Origin of the sequence: Halobacteriovorax sp. HFRX-2_2, from assembly GCF_043196705.1 — a bacterium.
GTDB lineage: Bacteria > Bdellovibrionota > Bacteriovoracia > Bacteriovoracales > Bacteriovoracaceae > Halobacteriovorax_A.
Genome location: NZ_JBEBMT010000001.1, coordinates 807,220 through 831,142, shown reverse-complemented (window position 1 = coordinate 831,142; position 23,923 = coordinate 807,220). Strand labels below are relative to the sequence as shown.

Sequence of the window (23,923 nt, the reverse complement as noted above, 5' to 3'; positions counted from 1 at the left end):
TGAAGTCATTTTAAGGGCATAAAGTTTCATAATATAAATTTGAATAGAATTATAGAATTAAAAATTTCTTGGCATAAAGACTCGCGGCCAAGTCAGCATTTTTGCGATTTCGATTTTCAACTCGGTAACCGATGAAGACACGCTTTCCAGCTTGAAAGCGATAAGCAGGAGTAAGCCTTACAAACTTATCCATATCACCTTTGTAGACAATAAATTCTTCACCAGGCTTTAAGTCTTTGGCGTTAATAAGAAGTGAGCCTAGGTCGATACTCTCAGCACCCCAAGAAACCTTAATCTTTTTAACCTCACCTTTTTCACTTGCAATACTTCTGCCCTTTTCATCTTTCTCATAGGCAAGGCCATTGAACATTTTTGAAATCTCAGATGCATCTGGGTGATTTGTAATCGAAGCCGGTAAAGTTGCTCCAGAACTTTGAAGATTATTTAAATCAATATTTGGTGCCGAACGCCCCGTGATATCAACTACTGTTGCCTTCTTCTCAGGTTGCGTAAATGTTGAACTTCCAGTTGAAGAAGACCCACCGCCACCTGTGGCAAAGTTTGATCCACCACCAGATCCAGTACTGGCAACATTTGCGATCGGATAATTAGCAGATCCGTTTGAACCTCTTCCTCTTCTACCTCTTTGGATTGGCTCAAGAGTTTCAGCATCATAACGTTGGTACTTATCTTGATTTTCACGTGCTATCTTTTCTCTTTCTCTTTTAAGTCTCTTCTTTTGTGCATCTAGAGCACTTGCAAGAGAGCTCCCCGCTTCTCTTAACGCCTTAACAGAAGCAACGATATCTTTTGTTGCCCTTGAAGCATTATTAGACTTTCCACGGCGTCCAAAAGTTAAAGCACGATTTTGACTCGGTCCCATGGACTGAGTTGAAGTATTCATAGCCGCCTGTTGCTCAGGCACGGCATCCATCATTTGTTGTTGAATTTGTTGCACTGACTGCTCTTGCGGAGCAGCTGTAGATTGAGCAGGAGCAGGTCTTGTCTTGTCGCTAGAGGCAAGACTTGTTGACACAGCTTCGGATTTTTCCGTTGCAAAGAACTGAGAAACTAGTGAGTCTTGTTGATTCACAGATGCCTGATTTCTTCCCGTTTTTACAATTTGAACGATATTATTGTAATCATCGTCATCAAGGTTTTTCTTAAAATACGCTAGATCATCGTCATTGATTTTACCTTCAATAACATCATTGGAAACTTGATTTCCAATAATTTCTTTTAAAAAAGTTATTTCCTCATTATTAACATTTTCACTAGCGATTAATCTTTTAAGAGCTACAATAGCTTTTTGAGTATCAACTTGGCAGCCTCTAACAGAGTATGGTGCTTCATCAATACAGACTTCTTTACATAAAGGAGACACTTCTTCGTCTTTCTTCTCATAAGCTAAGAATAGATTTGATAATGTATTATTATCGGTATTGATATCTTTTATTGGACGATCTTTTATTTTACAAAAGTAATTAAAAGAATCGACATTTTCTAATGTTGGTAAATCGAAATCAAAATTATCATATTCAACACCTGTTAATGATTCATTTTGACATAGACCAATAACTTGGTTCGTAAACTGTTCACACGATTTATCTAGTTCTGCCTGAACACTTGCTGTATTACCTTCAATTGAGCTCTTTCGAACAAAAGTGGACGAGCACGAATTTGAGCGAAAGTGATCAATTGTTTTCTTTCCACCACCTGAATTTACATTAAAGATTTCTAAGTAATCCGCAAACATTTCTTGTGAAAAATTTGTTCCCTCATATTCAGGAAACATTTCACTAATCATTTGCGCATCACAATTATTGACTAAGGTGTCATGAAGTTTACAATTAAGTGTAAGATCTGGATTATCATTTACTGCAATAGTTTCAGCAAGATCAAAAATAATACTTTTTAAAGCTTTCCCATTTTTCTGGCGAAACATCTTACGACTAACATCAAAGTCAGTGTCTTGATTTTTTGAAATACATTCACAATACGAATCAGAGTTTAATTCTAATCCGATTGAGTTCTTGCAAGACTCACCTACCTTTGCCTTCACTCCGCCAATGCTTTGTGAAATTTCCTCAATAGTGCTTGATTTAAAAATAGCGACAATTCCGCTTCGACACTCACTGTGAGCATTAAGAGAAAATAAGAATATTAAAATAATTCTAAATATTTTCAATGTCTATATCACCTTATCGATATCGGCATATTTGGTTCTTCTTTCTTTATCTGATTAAGTGATTTAACTGGATATAATTGATAGCGAGAAGACTTTAGTCTTTTCATTGCAGCTATATATTCATTCGAAGACTCAGATTTATTTTTATAATTCTTCTCTAAATATTCATAAACATGATACATTGGCCCCTCAAAGACTCGACCTTCTCTTTCAATTCGAATAAATGCATTTGGATCAAGCCCACCATATGGAGACTTCATAATATTTCCCATCGCATGACCAACATTTCCACCTTTAATCATATAGGCGAAGAAGTTCTCACGAAATGGCCAACAGTTCATAGATAAAACGTATCTAAAAAAGAAATCTTTATGATCACCATCTTTATAAGTCTTATCAATATGTTTCATAACTGAACGATAGGATGGATCGATTTCGTTCGGAACTGCATAGGCATCGCAAACCGTTCGTTTATCTGGCTTTAAAATTTCATCGATATTATCAGGAAATTTAGGATAATTAGGATTTGCTCCATGACTTCTTACGTTTTGTAACTCGACAATTTGTTCAATATTATTCGAGTTCTTAGAATCAAGAGTACTTGGAATAGCATTCTCTAAGCAATCGGGTGTTGCCTCATTTGCAGAGTCCTTTCCACTTGCAGCAAATATACTTAACTGCGTTGAAAGTGCTAAAATAGAAAATAAAATCAACTTCCTCATAAACTAATCCTTTGTGAACTAATCGGAAGCAAAATATTTGACTTTAGGGTTTAGTTCACAAAATTTCGCATAATTTCAATAACTTACTTGAGTGAACCTATTCACTAAGTAGTTGAAAACACGTCATTACCAGAGGTAACGCCTCAGCTATTATTATAAATGAACTAGAAATTAAGAACAAAGAGAGGCCGTAAGCACTTGATTGCTTATAAAGTAGGCCCCAATAAAATTTGGCAATAGAGATTGCCTCTACGGCATTGGTAGCGTGATTGGCATATCAGGTTCTTCTTTTTTAATCAGTTCTAGAGACTTTTTTGGAAACTTTGCAATATACCTAGGGTGTTTAAGTCGTTTCACAATAGGTAGATATTCAATTTTAAAGCGCTCAGATTTTGAGTAATTTTTTAGAAGATGATCATAGACAATATACATTGGCCCTTCAAACATCTTCCCTTCACGCCAGATACGAATAAAAGTATTTGGATCAGCTCCACCAAATAATGGGTGCATCATATCACCAAACAAGAGTCCGATACCTGCCCTAGCATTAGCATCATTACCAGACGTAAAGTAATCAAACATATTTTTAGAATAATGCCAGCAAGGAAGAACTAAAAGGTATTTGAAGAAAAAATCTGTATCATCGCCATCTTTGTATTTTTCAGTAATATTATCGCGAATGTCTTGAAAAAATGGATCAGTAGGATTGGCCTTAGCATAGAAATCACAAACAGTTCTTAAATCAGGACTTAGAATCTCTTTTATATTTCTAGGTAGCTTTGGATAGTTATAATCATAATTGATAATAGGCCCAATCGATTGAGACTTTGATGAAGCAAGTTTTCGAACATTCTTAACATTTACAGGGTCAAGTGTTTCGAAACTTCCGCCTAAACATTCAACAGAATTCGTGCTTTTAGCTTGAATAAAAGCACAATTAAGCGCAAGGAATAGGTAGATAAAATTTCGCATGACATGTTCCCTCTTTGAACTATCTATACTCATCGGGTGTTATCCCAATGGCCAAAGAAGAAACCCATGAATATCAAATAAAATCAATTGCCTAGAGAGCTTAGATATTTGAGAAATAATCTAATGTCTCAGGATTTGCCACGGCCTGAACATTATCAAGAGCACGGCCATTGATAAGACGACTTACGGCCATCTCCATCTTCTTTCCAGAGCGAGTATATGGAATTCCCTTAACTTGGATTACACGTCTTGGCATATGTCTTGGCGTCGTATTTTCGCGAATACGCGCTTTAATAAACTTACAGTCTTCTTTAGTTAGCTCGTGACCATCTTTAGTTACAACAAAGAGCCATACCTCAACATCGCCATCGACATTCTTTCCAACGCAAACTGAGTCTTCAATAAAGTCGATCGTCTCTGTTTGACGATAAATTTCGGCCGTACCGATTCGTACACCTCCAGGATTTAGAGTAGCATCAGAGCGGCCAAGAACCATAGCTCCACCACCTTCAGTGATCTTAATAAAGTCACCGTGGTGCCACACTCCCTTAAACTCCGAGAAGTATGCCTTATTGATACGCTCACCATCATCATCGTTTAAGAAGTAGATTGGGCGCGAAGGGAAACTTTGAAGACAAACTAACTCACCTTCTTCACCTGTTTCAACTTTCTTTCCTTGTGAATCAAAGCAGGTTACGTCCATACCAAGGCCCGCACACTGAAGCTCACCTCTAAAGACAGGAAGAATTGGGTTTCCTAAGAAGAAACAACCAATAATATCTGTTCCACCAGAGATGCTTGAGAGTTGAATGTCTTTTTTAAACTTCGAATATACATAGTCAAACTGCTCAGGTAGCAGCGGTGCTCCTGTTGAAAGAATTGTTTCAAGTGATGACATATCATACTTAGAAAGATCCATATTTGAATCTTCTAAGGCCTTTAAGAATTTTGGACTTGTCCCAAAAATATTAAGCTGTTCTTTTTCAATTAGTGAAACAAAATCGCCAAAAGTAGGATAACCAGGAGAGCCTTCATAGAGCACAACTGTTGATCCGAAATAAAGAGAAGAAACAAGCCAGTTCCACATCATCCACCCACAAGTCGTGAAGAAGAAGATTGATTTATCTTCTTTAAGATCTGAGTGAAGGCCAAGTTCCTTAATATGATTAACAAGTGTTCCACCAACACTATGAACAATACACTTAGGTTTTCCAGTTGTTCCAGACGAGTACATAATATAGAGAGGGTCGACAAATTCACACTCTGTATATTCGATCTCTTTATCGACTGGTTTTACAACTTCACTCCAGCTAACTCCCTTATGAATAGAGCTTGCATCAAACCCCTCACCTTTGAAGTCAACAACGATGACTTTCTCAATAGAGTCAACTGCCTGGACAACAGCATTAATCTTATCTGTTAAATCAAAGTACTTACCACCGTACTCGTAACCACTAACTGTTACAAGAATTTTAGGCCTTGATTGCCCAAAACGATCAATAACACCTTCGATACCAAAGTCACATGAAGTTGATGTAAAGACACCGCCAAGAGATGTTGTCGCTAACATTGAAACGACTGTTTCAGCGATATTTGGCATATAGCCAGCAAGAACATCACCCTTTGAAATATGAGGTGCGATAACTTCTTGAAGGCCAGCAACCGTATTTTTTAAGTCTTTATATGAAATTTTTTGAGCCTGGCCGTTTTCTCTAATGCTATTTAAAGCAATGGATACGTCACGGCCATTTTTTAGAAGGTTCTTTGCGAAGTTTAATTTTACCTTTGGAAACCATCCATAAGTATCAAAGCTTAAATCTGTGCACACTGGCTCTAAATCACCAGTATAATCAACGTCAAAGAACTTCACGAGTTCTTTCCAAAAGCTTTTAGGATTATCCACCGAGTACTTATGTAGCGAGTGATAAGACTTACAATCGAGTCCTTGGGACTTATTAATTTGTCTTATAAACTCCATCATATTTGATGACTGAATTCGCTCTCTACTTGGCGTATATAAAATCTTATTCACTTCTTCTAACCTCAAATTGCTTAGTTAAAACTAAACTAGTCCCTTTAGAATTTCAGCACTCTCCGCTTCAACTTTTGAGTGCAGAGAATTTCCATGAGCATCCATTGTCACAACAACAGGAAACTCATCAACAGTTAATTCCCAGATTGCTTCAGGTGAACCAAGATCACGCCAATAAACATTGTCTACAGACTTAATCTTTTCAGCTAAAACCTGTGCAGCGCCACCGATACCGTGGAAGTAAACACATCCATACTCTTTACAACCGTCAAGAGTCTTCTGTCCCATGCCACCTTTACCGATAACACCAAGGATACCGTGGTCGCGCATGACTTCCCACTGATACGGCTCTTCACGAATTGAAGTTGTCGGCCCCGCGGCCTTAACTTCGTATGTTCCATCTTCATTTTCAAGGACAACAGGTCCACAGTGATAGATAATCTGGTTATTTAAATCAACTGGTGGCTTTGTCCCTTCGTGAAGACGTTTGTGAACAGCATCGCGTCCCGTAAACATCTTTCCAGAGATTAAAACCATATCTCCAACTTTAAGTTCTCTAATTTGTTCTTTTGTAAATGGATAATCTAAACGTTTCATATACGCCTCTTAGTATAGCCAGTTTTTAATTTGGTTATTAGGTTTAAGTGCAATCCCCTGTCTTCTAAATGCCCAACACATGTAAGACACAGAAACAAAGAATGATGCTGGTAAACGGTTAAGGTCAGTAACTTTACAACCTAGAAGAGTTGTCTTACCACCAAATCCCATTGGCCCAATACCAAGTTTATTTGCAGTTTCAACAATATCAGCTTCAAGAGCAGCAAGTTCAGCTTTTGCGTTTGTATCATCTAGCTTTCTTAGGAACTGATCCTTAGCAGCGACGTGTCCTGTTCCTCTATCACCACCGATACATACACCAAGAACACCTGGCCCACATCCCTTACCTTGGGCTTTTTGAACACAATCAAGAATTGCTTTTCTTACACCATCAAGGTCACGTCCAGCGTTTAGCTCTGTATTTGGAAGAGAGTATTGAGCACCAACATTTTCACATCCCCCACCTTTAAGCATAAGCTTAACTTCTAGGTTCTTAGACTTGTGTTGCTCAAATTTGATAACAGGGTGTCCACCACCAACATTCATACAGTCATTCTTACCAGTTAGTGAGTCAACTGAGTTCTGTCTTAGGTAACCGATTTTAGTTGCTTCAAGAACGGCCTTTTCACATACCTTTCTGAATGCATCTTGATCAAAGTCTCTTGGATGATATACCTTGAATACGATTGTCCCTGTATCTTGGCAAAGTGGCTGAGACTTTTTCTCTGCCATCTTGATATTTGCTTGAATGATATTCATTGCGTATTCAGCAGTTGTATTCTTTTCTTCTCTGTGAAGAGCATCAAGAACAACTCGTTGAATATCGTCAGGAAGAACAGTTGAAGTAACTCTAATAAGTTCTAAAAGAGAGTCAAAAAGGTCCTTTGAAGGATTTACTTTTTTAGCTGCTTTCTTTGGTGCTACTTTCTTAGTCGCTTTCTTTGTAATTTTCTTAGCAACTTTTTTCTTAGTCGCTTTCTTTGCTACTTTCTTCGTAACTTTTTTGGCAACTTTTTTCTTAGTTGCTTTCTTTGCTACTTTCTTAGCAACTTTTTTCTTCGTTGCTTTCTTTGCTACTTTCTTCGTAACTTTTTTCTTAGTTACTTTCTTTGCTACTTTCTTAGCTACTTTTTTCTTAGTTGCTTTCTTTGCTACTTTTTTCTTAGCTACTTTTTTCTTAGCTACTTTTTTCTTAGCTACTTTTTTCTTTGTCGCTTTTTTAGCTACTTTTTTCTTTGTTACTTTTTTTGTCGCTTTTTTAGCAACTTTCTTCTTTGCTACTTTCTTCTTGGCCATGGCCATCTCCTTAATCTATATAGAAAAAATTTCCAAAATCATGTGCATATTTCTGAGTAATCATTCCATAACCTGGATAGCTTACTCCATCTAACTTAAATCTTTTTCCAAAGCCTTTAACACCCCAAGAGTTTTTAAAGTAATAAACACCTTTGTACTCAAACTCTTGCCACGAACCATCTTCCATCTGCATTCTTGTCTTAACGACAATATCGTCATCATAGCCAACAAGAATCATCGAATGGCCTCCGCCATTAGTTCGAGAAATTCGACGATCGCGAGTTCCTACTTCAGGATAGCCAACAATGCCGGCATACCATTTGGATTTATCTCGCTCTTGAATTTCATATGTTTCAGTTTTCTTAGAATTCCACGAACCATAGTATAATTTGGTCCCTAGAATAACTGACTTTCCATCACTTAACCATTTCTTAATTTTAGATAGGTCTTTCGACAAATAAGACTTCTTTCTTGAATATAGATCATTCACGAGAGTATCTCGTAAATAAATTGCCTCTTTTCTAATTGGAATAAAGTCCGGATCAATTTGAGCAATATCATAATCGACCATTTCAAATAAACGTGGATCACGTTGGCCAAGCAGGCATGACTTTAAGTATTTTGGTAACGCAACTAAGTGGCCACAGGCCTGTTTGGCCATTGTAATCTCTGGATAGTCTTCATCAAGTGAAGGCCACTTCTTACGAGAGTACGGCCATGTCTTCTCATGGACAACTCCCCAATCAAGAATGGCGCGCATATTTCTTGATGTTGTAGAGCCTTCAGTATTCTTATCCTTCATGATGAGATACTCCATCCACTGCTCTGATAAGTCGAGCTCAACAGGAAGAACTCCGTGTTTACGAATAAGTAAGTGCTCAACAATTCCAATTGCACTAAACATTGTGCATGTACCACGTGAGCCTTGAGACTTAACGGAAGTCTGGTGGCCAATTAATGCATGGATATCACTTCGACTGGGAAGCTCAGATGCTTGGGTATATAGCGCACCCAGTAGAATTACTAAATTCAATAAAATCGATCGTAGTTGTGTTGTGTTCATGCATGAAATTCTGAATCTTTAGCTCGGTTTTATCAAGATGCAATGCATTTAAAAAAGTAAGTCAGAATTGATAAAGCGATTGCCTAATCGCCTCTCTGGAGGCACATTATAGGCATGATTTCATTGGCAGGATTAAACGACAAACAACGCGCGGCGGCTGAGACCATCGAAGGCCCAGTACTGATTTTAGCAGGTGCTGGAAGTGGTAAAACACGTACTATCACGTACCGTATTGCGCATATGGTAGATAACCTGCATATTCCAGGTAAGCAGATCCTGGCCGTATCATTTACAAATAAGGCCGCAAAAGAAATGAAGGAAAGAGTCCACGGTCTCCTAGGGAAGAATAAGTCTCGAGGAATGACACTAGCGACATTTCACTCTCTTGGTCTAAAAATTCTTAAGAAAGAAATTACTCATCTTGGTTATCATAAGAATTTCTCTATTTATGATCAAACAGATCAGATGAGCATCATTCGTGAAGGACTTAGACTTTATCACGATAACAAAGGCTCTTTTAAAAAAGAAGTTATTCAATCAAAAATTGGTAAGCTCAAAAACGAAGGGATCACGCCTGAAGACTTTGCTGACTCACCTTTCTTTGACGGTGAGGATCCATACGATCACGCAGTCAATTTTCTCTACGAGTACTATCAAGAGAAGCTTAAGTTTTATAATGCTATCGATTTCGATGATATTCTTCTCCTTACAGTAAAACTATTTGATGAAAACCCTGAGATCGCTCTCGAGTACTCAAATGGTTTTAAGTACATCATGGTTGATGAGTATCAGGATACAAACCCACTTCAATTTAGACTGATTCGTCACTTAACATGTGCACACGATAACCTATGTGTAGTTGGTGATGACGACCAGGCCATCTATTCATTTAGAGGTGCCGATATTGCAAATATTATTGGATTTGAGAGAGACTTCTCCCGAGCAAAAATTATTAAGCTAGAGCAAAATTACCGCTCAGTTTCACCAATTCTAAAACTTGCTAACGCTGTTATTCAAGAAAATACAGATCGAAGAGATAAGACACTTTGGTCAGATAAACCAAGTGATCACAAACCAATTCTTTGGGAGCTTGAAGATACTGATCATGAAGCGGAAATCATTGTAGAGGATATTATCTCTCACCAGTCAAAAGGTGGACACCTTGGTGATATCGCAATCCTTTACCGCTCAAATACACAAGCTGCCCCAATTGAAGAACAGCTAAGACTTTCACAAGTTCCATATACAATTATTGGTGGTCAGAAATTTTACGAAAAGAAAGAAGTAAAAGATATCATGGCCTATCTTTCGGTTATTAAAAACCCGGCCGATCAGATGGCCCTTCGAAGAATTCTAAATGTTCCAAACCGTGGGATTGGAATGAAGACATTAGAAAAATTCTTAGAAGAAAGCGAGGCACACCAAATCGATCTTTTTAGTGCGATGAAAGGTGCACCAGAGCTTGCAGGACCAAGAGCTGAAAAAATATCTGCATTTGTTCAATTGATCGAAACAGCAAAGGGATACTTTGAAAGACAACCACTTAGTCAGGCCATAACAAGCCTTACTGAAGATTTAAAATATTTTGAATATATTGATAAATGTTATGATCAAGTTAAACAGGCCTCTAGAAGAAAGGACGATATTCACTTCTTCATTGAGTCAGCGGCCCGCTTTACAGAAAACTTTAAAGAGCAAGCAACCCTCAATAAATTCATGGAAAAGCTCATGTTACAGGACTCTCAAGACTCAAAAGATGATGAAGAGGATGATGATGTGAGAAAGAATGAAGTGACAATGATGACACTTCACTCATCTAAGGGCCTAGAGTTTAAGCAAGTTTATATGGTTGGAGTTGAAGAAGAAATTCTTCCTCACAAGAGAACAATTGTTAACGGCGAAGGTGACGCGGAGGAGCGTAGACTTTGTTACGTTGGAATTACACGTGCTCAAGAAAAGCTTATTATGACAGTTTGTAAGCAGAGAAAGATTTACGGAAATATGCTTGCGCGCCATCACTCTCGTTTTCTTTGCACAGATAAAGCTAAGAGCTTCTTTGTTAAGCAAGATCGCCAGAATTTTGGGCACCTTGAGTCGCAAGAAGAAGTGGATGCCTATAAGAAAGACTTCTTTTCAGGCCTTATGAATCTTCTAGATTAAAATCAATGATAACAGTATTTGAAGAATAACCAGGAATAAGGCTAATGAGTGCCTCAAAGAATCCCTGTTTAATTGTGACTCGCATTTTACTAACCATGCGACAATCATAGCTTCTTTGCCTAAAGATATCGCGAATTCTTCTCTCTTCAATTCCAAAACCAGAAATATTTTTTGAAACTTGATATTGAAGCTTCTCTTCAGAACTTGCCCACACTCCATTTCGAGAAGCACAGAATTGGCTATTAAGCTTTACGCCACTTGAAGCGCAAGAAGTAATCAATAACAATAAAGGGAGCATGATAAATTTAGTAAACTTCATACTCATTCTCTCCAATATCTGTTGCGGCCTTTACTTCAATTTGTTTTTTTGAAAAGAGTCCGAAGCTTAAAAATTTAATGAATTGATCTAGGGGTGACTCCAGCTCTTGAATTTCGATACGAGAGACATACTCACTTCGACGTCGAAAGAAATCATTTCCTAACTTCACATGGTGTTGTTTTGGAAGAGTTCCATAGAACATATTTTGAACTTCATGATTAGCTTTTAGTGTAATGGCCTCTCGGTTAGCATGTTTTGAAATATGCAATAGTCTTTCCCCTTCTCCACTATAGAGAGTACTAGAGCAAGACGAGAGAACTAAAACCATGAAGGCCAAAACGATAAGCTTAATACTAATTTCCTTTGAAGTCTGGATTTCTCTTTTCTTTTAGAGCTGATAATCCTTCAAAATGATCATTCGTTCGCTGAGCAATCCCTTGATAAGCACTCATAAGATTTAAGTGAGATTCAAGATCGTCATGTGCAGCACGTTTCATTGCAGTTTTTGTTAATTGAACCGCAACTGGAGCATTGGCCGAAATTTCATTTGCAAATGCACTAACCGCTAACTCAAGGTCTTCACCAGTTACAATATTATTAACGAGTCCCATTTGCATGGCCTCTTTAGCTGTATAGATACGACCTGTTAAGTACATTTCCATTGCCTTAGTGTAGCCAACTTTTCTCGTAAGGAAGTATGGGCCACCATCACCTGGAACAAGTGAGAGCTTACAGAAAGTCTCACCAAACTTAGCATCATCACTTGCCACTGCTAGATCACACATTGCCACAAGATCACAACCTGCCCCGATAGCACCACCGTGAACCATTGCTATAATTGGTTTTTGAAGTCTTTCAATGACTCTTGGAATATTTTGAATTCCTTTTGAATAACGATTTCTTAATTCAAATGATTCTCCAGCAAACATTCCCTTGCGAGCAACCATTGCCTTGATATCGCCACCAGCACAGAAGTTATCTCCCTCGCCTCTTAAAACAATTACACGAATATCAGGATCACCATCAGCGAATGTTAGAACTTCAGTAAGAGAAGCAATCATTTTATTTGTGATAGCGTTGGCCATCTTTGTATTATCAAGACTTACCCATAGGGCCGCATCTTTCTTTTCGATTTTTAAATGTTCAAATTCGTAGCCGTAAATAGACATTACTTTCTTCCTTTATAAGCTTGAAAAAACTTAGACGGTGCTGTGTGACCGATTTTAGAAATGATAAATGAACTAGCGTCATGAAGTTTATCCATATCCACACCAGTTTCATAACCGAGTTTATGTAAGAGATTAACAACATCATCTGTTGCAACGTTACCGCTTGCCCCTTTGGCATATGGACAACCGCCAAGACCTGCCGCAGATGAATCAAAAACTTCAATACCTTCTTCAAGAGAGGCATAGATATTTGCTAACGCCATACCTTCTGTATCGTGAAAATGCATGGCCATTTGTTTTAAATCAAAATGACTAGCAATGAGTTTCGTTATTCGTCTAACCTGGGCCGGGTTAGCAACACCAATCGTATCGCCTAAAGAGATCTCATAGCATCCAAGATCCAATAATCTTTGAATACCATCGAGAATGGCCTTATCTTCGATATCTTTTTCATATGGGCAGCCAAAGACAGTCGAGAGATACCCTCTAACTTTCATGCCTTCATTGAGTGCGGCCTTTGCCACTTCTACTTGTCTGGCATGGGCCTCCTCAATCGTTGCATTGATATTCTTCTGGTTAAAAGTACTAGATGTTGCCGTGAACATACTAACTTCTTTTACCCCAAGATCTTTTGCAACCTCAAGGCCTTTGAGATTTGGAACTAAGCAAGGTGTTGCAATTCCTTTTTCCTGCGTAAACTTTAGCACCTGTGGATAAAGATCCGCAGCATCCTTCATTTGAGGAATTTTATCTGGACGAACAAAGCTTGTTACTTCAATCGTTGATAAACCTGTTTCACTAAGAAGCCTGATAAACTCAAGCTTATCTTCCGTGGCCACAAAATTCTTTTCATTTTGCAATCCATCACGAGGTCCTACTTCAACAATCTTAATTTTCTTAGTCATAGTTAATCCGAGTTAGTTTAATTCTACGAGGTCAACTCCACCATCAATTGTTTGGCCTTCTTGAACAAGTATAGCATCAATCTTTCCATCACGAGATGCCTTAACTGTATGTTCCATTTTCATGGCCTCCATAACAACAAGAGCGTCACCAATCTTTACTTCTTGACCGGCCTCAACAAGAACCTTCAGGATCTTTCCAGGCATCGGAGAGCTCATTTCATGGGCCTCACCAGTTGCGGCCCCAGAACGTTTTGCAACACTTCTTTTAATTTCAACACGCTTACTATTTACAATATAGGCGTCTTTTTGAGTTAAAATATGAAATGGCACTTCATTAATCCAAAGAGCATCCTCTTCAATATCAACAGCACTTGTAAAGCCTTCAAAACGAACAACTAAAGTACTTACTCCAGAGAACTTGAAGAATGCTTCAAAAGTATTTTCACCAAATTCATAGACTCTCTTTTCTCCAGCATCTCCACTCATTCTAAATGAATCAAAAAGAATATCATCCTTTAAGAAGTCATGAGCAAGTGCCGCAGCGATTTCCTCAGCATAGACTTCAGCAGGAGCGAGATCCGCTTCATATGTTTTTACAAAGTGAGTATATGTATTTCCTGCTAAGAATGCTTCATGTTTTAAGATTCTTACAAGGTAATCATTATTAGTCGTTAGACCTTCAAATGGAAGGTGGTTAAGACCCGCAATCATAGTTCCAACAGCTTCGTTTCTTTCAGCTCCCCAAGTGATTACCTTTGCAATCATAGGGTCAAAGTTAACAGTGATTGAGTTTCCATTCTTATAACCAGTATCGAGACGTACACCATCAATAGCGTCTCCAATATACTCAAGACGGCCAATTGCTGGCATAAAGTCATTGTCAGGATCTTCAGCATAAATACGACATTCAATAGCATGTCCTACTTGCTTAATATCATCTTGAGTAAAATCAAATTTCTCACCACTGGCGGCCATAAGCTGTAGTTCAACAAGATCATAACCTGTAACCATTTCTGTTACAGGGTGCTCTACTTGTAGCCTAGTATTCATTTCTAAAAAGTAGAAATCCTCTCCATCAAGAATTAACTCAACAGTACCAGCACCATGATAATCAATTGCAGTAGTGATCTTTACAGCAGCATCAGTCATGCGCTTTCTTAATTCATCACTCAATGCCATTGAAGGAGTTTCTTCAATAATTTTCTGGTGACGTCTTTGGATAGAGCACTCTCTTTCAAAGAAGTGAAAGTGGTTTCCATGAGTATCACTCATCACCTGAATTTCAATGTGGCGAGGGCTTGTTATAAATTTTTCAATAAGTACAATATCAGAGCCAAAAGAGCTTAAGGCTTCACGCTTACAACTTTCAAGTTCAGCAAGGAAATCTTTTGAGTCGTTAACAACTCTCATTCCTTTACCACCTCCACCGGCAGATGCTTTAATAAGAACAGGGTATCCCATCTTATCAGCTTCAGACTTTAGAAGCTCTGGTTCTTGATTTTCACCATTATATCCAGGAATAACAGGGACACCGATTTCGATCATCTTGTCTTTTGATCCCTTCTTATCACCCATTAAAACGATATGTTCTGGAGTTGGGCCAATAAAGATAAGGCCTGCGTCTGTTACTTTTTGAGAAAAAGTAGCATTTTCCGAAAGGAATCCATAACCAGGGTGAATTGCATCACAACCACTCTCTTTAGCGATCTGAATAATCTTATCCATATTAAGATAAGTTTCACTAAGAAGTTTTCCTTCTAGGTAATAAGACTCATCAGCGAACTCTCTTTGAGGAAGATTTCTTTCTTCAAAAGTGTAAAGAGTTACAGTTTTCATACCAAGGTTACGACAAGTTTTAATAACTCTTAGTGCAATCTCGGCGCGATTGGCGATTAATACTTTTTCAATCTTCTTCATAAATATTATTTCCAGTTTGGTTTTCTTTTTTCAAGTAGTGCAGTCATTCCTTCCTGACCTTCATCAGAAATTCTCTGCTTAGCAATAACTTCACAAGTGTAATTCATCATCTCTTCATCATTTCCAAGACGCTCTTTCACACCAAAGATAAGCTTCTTTGCAACTCTTTGTGCATTTGGTGCTACCTTGATTAATTCTTTTGCCATACTAACGATATCTGCATCGTAGTAGCGATCAAGTGATACTTTATGAATTAGGCCAATCTCTAGAGCACGTTTTCCATCAAATTTTTCCCCTGTCAGGAATAAGTGGCGAGCATTTGACTCTCCAATCTTTGCCATAACAAATGGAGAGATAACAGCTGGTACTAGACCTAAATTAACTTCTGTTAATCCAAATTTGGCACTTTCACTTGCAATAACAAAGTCACAACAAGCAACAAGTCCAACACCACCACCAAGGGCAGCTCCGTTTACTCGACCTATCACTGGCTTAGAAAGATTATTAATTGCATGGAATAGTCCTGCTAACTTTTTCGAGTCAGCAATATTCTCCTCCATCGAGTAATCTTTCATTTTCTTCATCCAATTAAGATCTGCTCCTGCGCAGAATGATTTTCCAGCACCAGTGAGAATCACAACGCGTACGCTATCATCGTTTTCAAGTGCTAAGAATTCTTCCGTTAGAGCTGCAATCATTTCATCATTGAACGCATTATGTACTTCAGGGCGATTAAGTGTAATAAAACAAATCCCACTCTCTTCACCTGTTCTTATTTCTTTTGTAAATCCTGTCATAAAAAATCCTTTCTTATTTCCTACATTCTAAAGACACCAAACTTAGTTTCTTCAATTGGTGCTTGCTTACTTGCTTTTAGAGCTGCTCCTAAGATGTCACGAGTCTTGTGTGGCTCGATTACTCCATCATCCCACAGTCTAGCTGTTGAGTAATATGCACTTCCTTCATTTTCGTACTTATCTAGGATCGGCTGCTTAAACTTTGCCTCTTCCTCTGTACTCATTGGCTTTTCACCTTTGGCCTTAAGCCCATCTTGGCGAACAGTTGCAAGTACTCCAGCGGCCTGTTCTCCACCCATTACTGAGATACGAGCATTTGGCCACATCCATAAGAAACGTGGTGAATAAGCACGTCCACACATACCGTAGTTTCCTGCACCAAATGATCCACCAATCACAATAGTAAATTTAGGAACATTTACAGTTGAAACGGCCGTAACCATTTTAGCACCATGCTTTGCAATCCCTTCCGCTTCATATTTTGAACCAACCATGAATCCTGTAATATTTTGAAGGAAAACTAATGGAATATTTCTTTGACCACATAACTGAATAAAGTGAGAACCTTTAATTGCAGATTCAGAAAATAGAATTCCGTTGTTGGCAACAATTCCTACTCTCTCACCACAAATCTTTGCAAATCCACAAACCAGAGTTGGCCCATACTTTTCTTTAAATTCATGAAAGCGTGAACCATCCACAAGGCAAGCGATGATCTCACGAATATCAAATGGCTTCTTAGTGTCACGAGGAAGGATACCGTAGATATCTTCAGCGTCATACTTTGGCATTTCAAAGTTAAAGTCGTCCTCGTTTTGCACGAAGTTTGTATTTTCAACGATTGATCTCGTAATCGCTAGCGCATCCTCTTCATCCTCTGCAAAGTGATCAGCTACACCAGACTCACTCGTGTGAACTTTTGCTCCACCTAGTGTTTGGGCATCAACCTCTTCACCCGTAGCCGCTTTTACTAACGGAGGTCCACCTAAGAAGATCGTTCCATTATCTTTTACGATAATTGATTCGTCGGCCATGGCAGGAACATACGCTCCCCCAGCAGTACATGAACCAAGAACAACAGCAATTTGTGGAATCCCTTGAGCAGACATTTGTGCCTGATTAAAAAAGATTCTTCCAAAGTGTTCTTTGTCTGGGAATACTTCATCTTGCATTGGTAAGAAGGCCCCACCAGAATCAACAAGATAAATACAAGGTAGACGATTTTCTCGTGCCACTTCTTGCGCTCTTAGGTGCTTCTTAACAGTCATAGGAAAGTAAGTTCCACCCTTAACAGTGGCGTCGTTTGCAACAAACATACACCATACACCGTGTACTTTACCGATACCTGTTACGATACCAGCGCTTGGAATATCCATGCCGTACATACCATTAGCAGCTAATGAAGATAATTCAATAAATGGAGATCCTGCATCGAGGATCTTATCAATACGCTCACGTGGAAGTAGCTTTCCACGAGAATGGTGACGAGAAACAGACTTCTCCCCTCCACCCATATGAGCATGTTTAACTTTGTTTCTTAATTCTTCTACATTTGAAAAATGAAAATTGAAATTTTCTCTAAAGTCGTCACTAGAGCGATCAACTTTAGAAACGATAGGTAGCGTCCCTGAAATTGTCATAGAAATTGCCTCAAACTTATGTAATAAAACTGAGCAATTTTATCTATTTATCAGGGATTTTGACAAGGCAAGGCACGTTATAACGCGCCTCGCATCGGTTTATTCTAAGAAATTATTCTGATATTTCTGCTGCATTGAGAAATTTTGAGTAGATACTTTCCTCCGAACTTACTTCTGAAGGCTCAGAAGCTATAGAACGACCTGCGTTATCTAGCTTTTTAATTTGATCAAACTCTAATTGTGGCCCTTCTAATTCAGGTAGCATCGCAACTTCATATAGTGCATCCTTTGACTGAGATAGAATGACATTACCATTATCGTCGTGACCGATGAAATATGTTTGTCCGTCAGCTAGAACGACACGGTTGCTTCCTTTTGAAATAGCATCTGCAACAAGTTTTCGATCTTGTTTGCCAATACGATTATCTGAAACAGATAGGACATCAGATCTTGCACTACTTGATAAGCTTAGCCCAGATGCCATCTCTTGTGGACCAAGAGCACTTGCGGCCGCGGCCATGCCTGTAGAAGCAGAGGCCCCAATACTTGCACCACCACCTCCACGGCCACCACTCGCACCAGCAGAAGCTTGCGCCCTAACCTGAGAATGAGAACTTGCTGGCCCTGCATAACCTGAAGCATGGACTCCATTATACGAAGCATCGTCGTTAAAGACCTGCTCACTTGCAGGGGATCTTTCTCTTTTCTTTGAACTTTCTTCATTAACAGCAAGTGCATTTTTTGCAACATTAGCTAATTGTTCTTTAAGTTCTCGTAGTTGCTTTCTAAGCTCTTGTGCTTCAGTGTCATCGTTAACATTAGTAGCAAGTTGATTTTCAATTTTCTCAACTTGATTTTCGATTTCTCTTTCTACTCTTTCATGTTTTGTATCTGTAGCTGAAGAAATTGTATTCGTTTGTACCTGTGCAACTTGGGCCTGTCCCATTGTTGTCATTTGCGACTCTGGATTAATCCCAGCACCTTGAGTATTTGTATACTTCTTATTTAAGTACTCGGCCGTTTTTGAAAAAGCTCCATCATCCACTGAATCTGTTGCTACATTATCAATACCTGAACTTGCCTTAGCACCGTTATTAAAAGCATTTGCGAGTCCTCCTTTTTCATAAGACTCTCTAATTGAAGCAATTTGCTGTCCGTGACTTCCACGTACTTCATCAAAAACTAATGCTGGATCATAAGTCGAAGTAAAATTTCCGTAACCACTTGCTACAGTTTGAGAAATTTCTCCCTTATCAACAGCAGAACAGTAGTAGTTTGCCGTTTCAATATCGTTACCACCAAATAACTCATTCGCCTCAGTAAACTCAACGGCAGAAACACTTTTCATTACATCATCAAAATTTGAAGGGTTACAAGTATATTCTAACTCTTCAATTCGACTCTCACACTCACTAATGACTTCTTCTTTCAAATCAGTTAAGTGATTCATTAGAGAATCAAAAATAAAACTCTTAGTATCAACACCCTCATTTTTAATTTCTTTTAATGCCTTCGTTACTTGCTCAAAGTCATCAGCATCACGAACCATTGACTTCATAAATTTTGATCCAAAGAATGATACGTATTGAATTAGGAATTGATCCTCTTCCTCAGCAGTAAAAATCTGATCGGCATAATCAAGACGACCCTCTTTCCCATTTGTTTGATAGTAAAGTGATCGACTTAGTTTATCTGTCTTTGCAATCTCTCTTTCTCTAAAGCTATAAAACTCACGACTAAAAATCTTATTATTATAAACGTAGGCCTTAAGGTCATCTTTGTAATACTTAGAATATCCTTCTCCACCAATTCTTTGTTCATTGAAACGAACGATAAAGAGATCAATGAATTGATTTCTCTTACTACCACCCTTTCCATCAAGGGCCACATTTTCTGCTGCAATTTTTTCATCGAAGTATTCATCGATATCAGAATTAGACCTCGTAAACAACTGGTTAAGACGCTTCTTAGCTTCTCCTTCAGCATTTGTCTTCAAGAGGTTATCTAAATTATAGCCAATCTTCTTATCAATAGCATCTCTAACCTGAGGGCCAAAACAAGACTCAATCTTTTGACTAATTTTATCAATATCACTCTTTGTACATGTGAATCGATCAAAGTTTTTATCTCTAATAGATAGCTTATGACGGTAACGCTCTAGTCTGCCGGCATTGTCTCTAATAAGATCAAGTAGATTGTAAACTCGACTCGCAACGATGGCAGAATGAAACTTATTCTTATAAGCTTCATCTGAATTAGGTATTAATGACTGCTCTTGTGTAACAGAAGTTGTCACATTACTTACGCATTCACAGTATTGCTTAACTTCAATTTTCTCTTTAGCACCTTTATTAAGATCAACACTGTAGAGAGTATCTCGACATGCATTACCATATCTCGACATACTGATTTCCATTTTTGTCACTTGGTCAATTTGAGTATCTGCCGGAGAGGAGCTCTTACGATCTCCAACACAACCTGCCTTTGCTAGGGTCTTTTCCATATCGACAAATGGATCACTTGTCCCAAGAATACGATTTTTTCTAATTTCATTAAACGTATCTTCGTTTTGATCAACTTGTTCAAGAAGAAAGGTACCTGCATCAGCGATGACTGTATCGACTTCACTTAACATGAGTAGATTTTGATGGATGGGTGCTGCCACAGAGCCAGTGCCTATACCTGCACCGTAAATACCAACAGCTTGAGTTGTACTTTGTAGAGTAAATAATGTCGTTGTAATAAATATTTTAATTAATTTCATTTCCGTCCCGGATACCTGATCCATTTTGTCTATCGGTGGCATTAAGAATTCTCTTAAGTGACCAAAATTTGTTGTATCCCTTCCTTTCTTCAATATATTATGGACGCTAAAAATATATTTTCTAAATAGCTTTTTAAGACTTTAGATAGCAAGTGATCAAACTCACTGAATTCACGTGTACATTTGTTCAAAATCAAATAAATATCTTCGAATCAACAAAATACTCTTACGCCAATAATAGTCGTCGTTTCAACACTTTCTGTTTTCAAAAAAAGTTAAAAAAAAATGATAAAAAATAAAAAAAGGCCAGCATATGCTGGCCCTTTCTATAATTAAGAATGTGAATTTGATTATTCGTTAATTTCAGCAGCATCTAAGAATTTAGAGTAAATACTATCTTCACCTGGTGCTTTAGCTTCTTCACCTTCAGATGCAATTTCACGTTTTGGTCCATCTTCGGCCTTTGGTGTTGGCAATTGAGGACCTTCTTGTTCTGGCCCAGGTACACTTGCTAGAACTTCCTCTGCTGTTTCTGAAAGGATAACATTCCCTTCTTCATCATGCCCGATATAGTAAACTCGACCATCGGCCAGAACAACACTATTACTTCCTTCAGCAATGGCCTTAGCAACTAATCGCTGATCACTTTTTGCAATATTATCTCCGGCCACAGCTCCAGAGTTTGCACGTGAAGACGAAGAACCGGATGTTAGTCCAAGACCACCAGTTGCCCCAAGACGGTTTATTCCACTCACTCCTGAGCCCGCAGAAGAAATACTTCCTGCACCACTTGCACCTGAGTTAGTTGGTATATTAGAACCACCTGAAGCCTGCTGAACAGCTCTTGGAGAACCTGAGGCCGAAGCATCACGACGTCCTCCACCAAAACCACTATTGGCTGCAATATTAGACATTACTTTATTTCTTTGTGCTGCAATTCTCTTTTCTCTTTCAGGATCATCCGCAGGATCACTACTTTCGTTCTTTGATGTGATAGCAGAGTTAAGCTCCGCAATTTGTGCCTTCAGCGCAGCTAATTCGGCCTTAAGCTCAGCACTCTGACTTGCTTCATCAGTTGAAACTGCAGTTGAGCTTTGATTCTCTTCGATCTCTTTAGCAATCGCCTCTGCCTCATCCTCTACTCTTGATCTTACATCTTCAAGGGACTTTACAGAAGTCGTCGGATTTTGAATCATCGACTGTAGCGAGTTACTATCGATGACATTGGAGCTAGTGAAGCTTGAATTAGCGACAGCTGAGTTTGAACTATTGTAGCTTTCAAGAAATTGCGCAGCTTCATCAAAATTATAATCGCTTGAACTTCCATCATTTGCGACACCTGAGTCTTGTCCATTATTAATAATATCACCAGCAGTATTAGCTCTTTCAACAAAGCCTCCGAGGCCTCCATCTAATTTTGAATCGTCGTCACTCTTTACTTTATTAGTCGCAAGGCCAGTCGTTGGATCATATGAGCCTTTAATTTGCTCTAAGACTTTTTGTGAGTCCGAAACAACAGAGCTAGCAAGCTTGGCCGCATTCTCATTGGTAACACCCATATCTAGGGCAAGACAATACTTTCTTGAATTCAAAGAAACGTCTTCACTATTTGTATCATTAATCGCAACGAATTCTTCTAAAGAAAGAGAAGACATAATCTCTTTAGGACTACTGTTACAATCCTTTTCAAGGGCCTCAATTTTTTGACGACATGTTGCTCTTAATTCATCTTCGTGCTGATTTCTAATTACGTTATACATATCTCCCATCACTTTAGCGCCTTGATCATTTTTCGTTTCAAGAGCATTTAGAGCGTTTGAGATTTCAGATAGAGATGCCTTTGAAGAACCATCAAGTAGTCGTGGTAATGTTTGACTGGAAATTGATGTTGCAAATTGTAACATTAGCATATCTTCCTGAACTTGAGAGATATACATATTATCGACAAAAGAGCTTCCCCAACCATAACTTTTATTTTCTAAATTGGCCTTTGCTCTTAATGTTTTATCCGTTACATCAAGTTCCTGCTTTCTAAAATCTTGATAAGCTCCATACATAACAGGATCACTATAGATATACTTATTTAAGCGTGCCACATATGAACGAGGAAACCCTAAAGGTCCTCTTTTATGCTGGCTATATTCTAAGATAAAAATATTTGCGAATTCTTTTAGCTTTTCTTCATCAGTTGTGAACATCTGTCTTTGTCCACTAACATTTTTATCAATGTCTTCAAAGATTTGCTCGAAGCGATTCTTAGCGCGAGACTGTCTAGACGAGTTACCAAGAGCTGGAATCGTTGTCATAAAGTGTAGGCCAATCATATCATCCGAAGAATCAAGTTCCAGTTTCTTATCAATAGCATCACCAAGCCTTCCTGCAAAACAAGACTTAAGCTTATTACTTAGGTTTTCAATATTCTGCCCAGAGCAACTATACGGGTCATTCACATAGCTGTGCTTGTCAAATTCATCAAAACGAACTCTTGCGCTCTCTAAGAAGTCTTTAAATTCTTTGACTCTGTGAGCGACAACTTTTTCATAAATTTTATCAGAGAAGTTATCAATAACATCCTTCTGACCTAGCTCTTCTTCTTGTTCATCAGAATGAGTTATCTTATTTGCGCAATTACAGAATTTTTGAGGGTCAACTTTTGGTGTTATACTAAATGGATCTTCATCTATTGTTAAATAGTCATCAGAACAGCCTTTAAAACGGCTATCAAGCTTAAACATAAATGACTCAAGGAACTCACCATTCGTCCCTAGACGATTCTCAGAAATTGAATCATCACCAGTACAAGGCCTGTAGGCTTCATCAAAGCGAAAAGCAGTCGTATTATTCCAAGGATTGCCTCCAACGGCCACTGCAGAACTATGTGGATATTGTACTTTTTGCTTAAAAATGAAAGGAGAATTCGATAATCCCTTTAGTGATTTGTCACCATCGTCATAATTCAATTCGATTAGATTATCATAACTAAAGTCGTCCATTGGATCTTCAATACGACTCATAAGACCAGTTTGAAGGAAGCTTGCACTGTAAAACATCGGAGGAAATTTACTTCTAATTCCATCCCCACCTTCAAGCTCTCTAAGCTGTAGACGCTTAAGACGAATCGACTTCTCAAAATCATTATTCGTTTCAGCGATGTTATAGACTTGTTGAACAAGGACTTGTTGAACAGGGTCCACAGCATTGAATTGCCCACTTGCATTCACAACCGCATTACCAACCGCAGCGCCAAGCATGTCACCACTTTGATCAGCCACTCCACTAATAAGACCTGATTGTCCATTAGCAAAGCTTGAGTTAATCGTGAATAATAGGATAATCGATGATTTAACAACTTTCATTTCTTCCTCACATAGATTAATCTTCT

Annotated in this window: 15 protein-coding genes and 1 pseudogene; 1 reads left to right on the top strand and 15 read right to left on the bottom strand. The window is 38.4% G+C overall.

All coding sequences use genetic code 11. The features are described 5' to 3' along the window. Positions 1 to 49: 49 nt before the first annotated feature. The 6 genes and pseudogenes from ABMA79_RS03975 to ABMA79_RS03950 all read right to left on the bottom strand — a co-directional run bounded on the left by ABMA79_RS03975 (position 50) and on the right by ABMA79_RS03950 (position 8,840). Positions 50 to 2,188 (bottom strand): hypothetical protein, encoded by a 2,139-nt coding sequence (locus ABMA79_RS03975; RefSeq protein ID WP_393090463.1) that lies wholly within the window; start codon positions 2,186 to 2,188, stop codon positions 50 to 52. A gap of 8 nt (positions 2,189 to 2,196) precedes the next feature. Next, the gene (locus ABMA79_RS03970) at positions 2,197 to 2,910 is read right to left on the bottom strand and encodes a hypothetical protein (protein ID WP_393090460.1); all 714 of its coding nucleotides are present in this window, start codon (positions 2,908 to 2,910) and stop codon (positions 2,197 to 2,199) included. Between the two features lie 249 nt (positions 2,911 to 3,159). Then, positions 3,160 to 3,882, bottom strand: coding sequence for a hypothetical protein (locus ABMA79_RS03965; RefSeq protein ID WP_393090457.1), 723 nt, complete (start codon positions 3,880 to 3,882; stop codon positions 3,160 to 3,162). A 100-nt stretch (positions 3,883 to 3,982) separates the two neighbouring features. Further along, a complete protein-coding gene (locus ABMA79_RS03960) occupies positions 3,983 to 5,914 on the bottom strand; it encodes an acetoacetate--CoA ligase (RefSeq protein WP_393090454.1) in 1,932 nt (643 codons plus the stop codon). A 30-nt stretch (positions 5,915 to 5,944) separates the two neighbouring features. Next, positions 5,945 to 7,459 (bottom strand): annotated as a pseudogene (locus ABMA79_RS03955) (FumA C-terminus/TtdB family hydratase beta subunit). A 358-nt stretch (positions 7,460 to 7,817) separates the two neighbouring features. Further along, positions 7,818 to 8,840 carry a C1 family peptidase gene (locus tag ABMA79_RS03950; RefSeq protein WP_393090451.1) on the bottom strand — a complete coding sequence of 341 codons (1,023 nt, stop codon included), beginning with the start codon at positions 8,838 to 8,840 and terminating at the stop codon, positions 7,818 to 7,820. Between the two features lie 144 nt (positions 8,841 to 8,984). Between ABMA79_RS03950 and ABMA79_RS03945 the strand changes: the two genes are divergently transcribed. Next, the gene (locus ABMA79_RS03945) at positions 8,985 to 11,030 is read left to right on the top strand and encodes an ATP-dependent helicase (protein ID WP_392856126.1); all 2,046 of its coding nucleotides are present in this window, start codon (positions 8,985 to 8,987) and stop codon (positions 11,028 to 11,030) included. Here the strand turns inward: ABMA79_RS03945 and ABMA79_RS03940 are convergent. The 9 genes from ABMA79_RS03940 to ABMA79_RS03900 form a co-directional block, all read right to left on the bottom strand. After that, on the bottom strand, positions 11,011 to 11,349 hold the full coding sequence (locus ABMA79_RS03940; RefSeq protein WP_392856128.1) for a hypothetical protein: 339 nt from the start codon (positions 11,347 to 11,349) through the stop codon (positions 11,011 to 11,013). The two genes, ABMA79_RS03945 and ABMA79_RS03940, sit on opposite strands and share 20 nt — an antisense overlap. Next, a complete protein-coding gene (locus ABMA79_RS03935; RefSeq protein WP_392856129.1) occupies positions 11,336 to 11,617 on the bottom strand; it encodes a hypothetical protein in 282 nt (93 codons plus the stop codon). The genes ABMA79_RS03940 and ABMA79_RS03935 overlap by 14 nt, the downstream gene beginning before the upstream one ends. Positions 11,618 to 11,702: 85 nt before the next feature. Continuing rightward, complete coding sequence (locus ABMA79_RS03930; RefSeq protein ID WP_392856131.1) at positions 11,703 to 12,518, bottom strand: enoyl-CoA hydratase-related protein; 816 nt, start codon at positions 12,516 to 12,518, stop codon at positions 11,703 to 11,705. Beyond that, positions 12,518 to 13,423: a hydroxymethylglutaryl-CoA lyase gene (locus ABMA79_RS03925; protein ID WP_392856133.1), complete on the bottom strand. Its 906-nt coding sequence runs from the start codon at positions 13,421 to 13,423 to the stop codon at positions 12,518 to 12,520. Before ABMA79_RS03925 ends, ABMA79_RS03930 begins: the two co-directional genes overlap by 1 nt. Before the next feature lie 12 nt (positions 13,424 to 13,435). Then, entirely contained in the window at positions 13,436 to 15,340 is a 1,905-nt protein-coding gene (locus ABMA79_RS03920) for an acetyl/propionyl/methylcrotonyl-CoA carboxylase subunit alpha (RefSeq protein WP_393090448.1), read from the bottom strand. Positions 15,341 to 15,345: 5 nt separating this feature from the next. Next, positions 15,346 to 16,137: an enoyl-CoA hydratase-related protein gene (locus ABMA79_RS03915; RefSeq protein ID WP_393090445.1), complete on the bottom strand. Its 792-nt coding sequence runs from the start codon at positions 16,135 to 16,137 to the stop codon at positions 15,346 to 15,348. A gap of 20 nt (positions 16,138 to 16,157) precedes the next feature. Further along, positions 16,158 to 17,777 (bottom strand): carboxyl transferase domain-containing protein, encoded by a 1,620-nt coding sequence (locus ABMA79_RS03910; protein ID WP_392856140.1) that lies wholly within the window; start codon positions 17,775 to 17,777, stop codon positions 16,158 to 16,160. 112 nt (positions 17,778 to 17,889) lie between these two features. After that, positions 17,890 to 20,541 (bottom strand): hypothetical protein, encoded by a 2,652-nt coding sequence (locus ABMA79_RS03905; protein WP_393090442.1) that lies wholly within the window; start codon positions 20,539 to 20,541, stop codon positions 17,890 to 17,892. A 350-nt stretch (positions 20,542 to 20,891) separates the two neighbouring features. Continuing rightward, positions 20,892 to 23,897: a coiled-coil domain-containing protein gene (locus ABMA79_RS03900; protein WP_393090439.1), complete on the bottom strand. Its 3,006-nt coding sequence runs from the start codon at positions 23,895 to 23,897 to the stop codon at positions 20,892 to 20,894. Positions 23,898 to 23,923 lie beyond the last annotated feature (26 nt).

Excerpts from the sequence above, each read along its gene's own strand:
- ABMA79_RS03970 (WP_393090460.1), bottom strand. The coding sequence starts at position 2,910 with ATGAGGAAGTTGATTTTATTTTCTATTTTAGCACTTTCAACGCAGTTA.
- ABMA79_RS03965 (WP_393090457.1), bottom strand. The coding sequence starts at position 3,882 with ATGCGAAATTTTATCTACCTATTCCTTGCGCTTAATTGTGCTTTTATT.
- ABMA79_RS03945 (WP_392856126.1), top strand. The coding sequence starts at position 8,985 with ATGATTTCATTGGCAGGATTAAACGACAAACAACGCGCGGCGGCTGAG.
- ABMA79_RS03940 (WP_392856128.1), bottom strand. The coding sequence starts at position 11,349 with ATGAAGTTTACTAAATTTATCATGCTCCCTTTATTGTTATTGATTACT.
- ABMA79_RS03930 (WP_392856131.1), bottom strand. The coding sequence starts at position 12,518 with ATGTCTATTTACGGCTACGAATTTGAACATTTAAAAATCGAAAAGAAA.
- ABMA79_RS03925 (WP_392856133.1), bottom strand. The coding sequence starts at position 13,423 with ATGACTAAGAAAATTAAGATTGTTGAAGTAGGACCTCGTGATGGATTG.
- ABMA79_RS03920 (WP_393090448.1), bottom strand. The coding sequence starts at position 15,340 with ATGAAGAAGATTGAAAAAGTATTAATCGCCAATCGCGCCGAGATTGCA.
- ABMA79_RS03915 (WP_393090445.1), bottom strand. The coding sequence starts at position 16,137 with ATGACAGGATTTACAAAAGAAATAAGAACAGGTGAAGAGAGTGGGATT.
- ABMA79_RS03910 (WP_392856140.1), bottom strand. The coding sequence starts at position 17,777 with ATGACAATTTCAGGGACGCTACCTATCGTTTCTAAAGTTGATCGCTCT.
- ABMA79_RS03905 (WP_393090442.1), bottom strand. The coding sequence starts at position 20,541 with ATGAAATTAATTAAAATATTTATTACAACGACATTATTTACTCTACAA.
- ABMA79_RS03900 (WP_393090439.1), bottom strand. The coding sequence starts at position 23,897 with ATGAAAGTTGTTAAATCATCGATTATCCTATTATTCACGATTAACTCA.